The sequence below is a fragment of the Streptomyces sp. NPDC028722 genome (assembly GCF_040637655.1).
Lineage (GTDB): Bacteria > Actinomycetota > Actinomycetes > Streptomycetales > Streptomycetaceae > Streptomyces.
In genome coordinates this window covers 1-2,194 of record NZ_JBEZWU010000086.1, presented here as the reverse complement: position 1 = coordinate 2,194, position 2,194 = coordinate 1, and the positions used below count along the sequence as shown (strand labels likewise).

Annotated in this window: 3 protein-coding genes; 1 reads left to right on the top strand and 2 read right to left on the bottom strand. The window is 68.2% G+C overall.

The window, feature by feature from the left end:
* Positions 1 to 183 precede the first annotated feature (183 nt).
* Together AB0F03_RS37940 and AB0F03_RS37935 are read right to left on the bottom strand one after the other, a co-directional pair.
* Positions 184 to 483, bottom strand: a complete 300-nt coding sequence (locus AB0F03_RS37940) for a hypothetical protein (RefSeq protein WP_362001070.1) — start codon at positions 481 to 483, stop codon at positions 184 to 186.
* Positions 484 to 794: 311 nt separating this feature from the next.
* Entirely contained in the window at positions 795 to 1,172 is a 378-nt protein-coding gene (locus AB0F03_RS37935; RefSeq protein ID WP_362001067.1) for an STAS domain-containing protein, read from the bottom strand.
* 148 nt (positions 1,173 to 1,320) lie between these two features.
* Here AB0F03_RS37935 and AB0F03_RS37930 point away from each other — a divergent pair, with 148 nt between their 5' ends.
* Positions 1,321 to 1,800, top strand: a complete 480-nt coding sequence (locus tag AB0F03_RS37930; RefSeq protein WP_362001072.1) for an ATP-binding protein — start codon at positions 1,321 to 1,323, stop codon at positions 1,798 to 1,800.
* Positions 1,801 to 2,194: the final 394 nt, after the last annotated feature.

Sequence of the window (2,194 nt, the reverse complement as noted above, 5' to 3'; positions counted from 1 at the left end):
TCGTTACGACAAGCGGGCCTACGTCTTCCACGGCACCGTCACCGCCGCAGCGATCCGGCTCTGGCTCCGTCAGTGATCCGCCGGACAGAACCTAGCCCCATCACCCCACCCTGGGAACGGAAGGCCCGCCCTGGCCCCTGTCGGGGCCGGGGCCGCCGAGGAGGGACCGGCGCGGGGCGGTGGTCACGGCCCCGTCATCTTCTCGTTGAACTCCCTCTCGAATTTGCGCTGCTCCCCGGTCTTGTCGTGGGCGGCGCCGACATTCCGGTTCGGCTCCACGACCTCGTCGGTGCCGTTCACGTAGATCGTGCTCTCGCGGTTGTAGGTGGGGCTGTACATGACCACCCCGTAGTCGTTGTCGGTGTCGCCCTGCCAGACCTTGCGGACGATTCCGTCGTGGAACACTCCGTTGCTGCTCTGGCGGTAGCTGACGATCCTGACGACCTTGTTGGGGTCCGGCTGAAGCTCCGAGACGGTGGTCATCGCGGTGTTCTCCTTGTTCGTCGGGCCTGAGGGCACGCGGAGGCTCCTCCTGGGAGAGGACCGTCCCGCCCTAGCCTTCTGCCGCCCCGGGCCACGGCTTCACTCCTGCCAGGGCGAAAGGCAACCCGAACGGTTCGTGATCCGCCGGACAGCACACCTAGACGGTCATCCGGGCAGAAGTGAGCGGGCGGTGCGGGAGGCCGAAGATCTTGTGCGGGGCTGTTGGTGCCGGCTGAATCCGCTCTACCTGTCCCAGCGCGATCATCATCAACACCGAGCCGGTTGGTCCATGGCCGGTACCGGGGGATCGGTCAGGTGGTGAAGGCGTGGTGGAGGGTTTCGCGGCAGTCGATGAGGGTGTCGACGCCGACGACCTGCAGCGTGCGCATCACGGCCTCGCTCGGTGCGGCCAGGCGTATCCAACCGCCGGCCCCCGTGAGGGCGCGGTAGGCGGTGATCAGGACGTTGATGCCGGTGGAGTCCATGAAGGAGACCTGATGCATGTCGACCACAATGCGGGGCTGGGGGAGGTCGGGGACGTCCAGAGCCTGGCGGAGCGGTTCGATCGTGTCGAGGTCGATCTCGCCGGCCACGGTGATCACGCGGATGCCGTCGGTGGCGGTGGAGACGACCGACAGCTGTCCTGGCTGCACGGAATGCTCGGTGTCCGCCATCTCTCCCTCGGCCATGTCGCTGATCCTGGCACACCCAAGACGTTCACCCGTAGTGCTGCCCTGCCCAATGCGGGTAATGCCTTGGCGACCAGCGCGTAAAGCGTGTACCGCGCATGCGTGGGTACGCGCGGGGATGTGGATATGGCAGCGGACGCGGGCCGTGATGGAACCACTCCCGGTGAGTGAGGACAGTGTGCCGCCGGATGAGCAGGCCTTACAGGCCACGGTGGCCCTGGAAGGCGACGGTACGTGCATCGCGCAGGCCCGCCACCTCGCCGCCCATTTCCTCACCCGCGTGCAGGCCGAGCACGGCCTGCCGGTCTCACAGCGCGCCATGGACCTCACCCAGCTGGTGGTCAGCGAGCTGGTGACCAACGCCCTCAAGTACGCGCCGGGCCCGGTGCTGCTGGACCTGCGCATCGCCGGTGACGCGGTGGAGGTCGTGGTGTGGGACGGCGATCCGGCGCTGCCGGTGGCGAAGGCCGCCGACATCGGACGGGTGGGGCAGCACGGCCTGGAGATCGTGATGGCCGTCGCCCAGGGCTTCGAGGCCCAGCGGGAGCCGGTCGGCAAGCGCATCACCGCCCGCATCGCCCTCCTGGACGACCCCGGCAGCGCCATGCCAGGTCAGCGGCCCTTGTAGAGGCTCGCGACCGCCCTCCAGTCACAGGCCGGGGCGCGCGGCACGTGGCGGCGACGTCGCATGTTCGTTTCGTGCAGGGCGGCGGCGCCGGGCAGGCGTCCCATGTCGGTGAACGCTGAGCACCGTGCCCTCGAGATCGAGCCGCTGCCGCCTCAGGCTGCCGCTGCAGCACGCAGCTTTGGCGTCGACTCATGAACGGCTACGCAGCGGTCTGCGAACGGACCGTGGAGCGCACCCACACCTTCGGTGGATTGGGCGGGCAGAGGGGATCGGGAAGGCACAAGCAGCCCTGGCTGACGCTAGGCCGTTTCGTTCGGATCATCTGATCGTTGGTTCGGGTGTGCCGTTGACTGACGCGCAGTGGGCGCGGATCGAGCCGTTGCTTCCGGACCGG

Bases quoted from the DNA above. Each gene is read 5' to 3' on its own strand.
- AB0F03_RS37940 (WP_362001070.1), bottom strand. From the start codon at position 483: ATGACCACCGTCTCGGAGCTTCAGCCGGACCCCAACAAGGTCGTCAGG.
- AB0F03_RS37935 (WP_362001067.1), bottom strand. From the start codon at position 1,172: ATGGCCGAGGGAGAGATGGCGGACACCGAGCATTCCGTGCAGCCAGGA.
- AB0F03_RS37930 (WP_362001072.1), top strand. From the start codon at position 1,321: ATGGAACCACTCCCGGTGAGTGAGGACAGTGTGCCGCCGGATGAGCAG.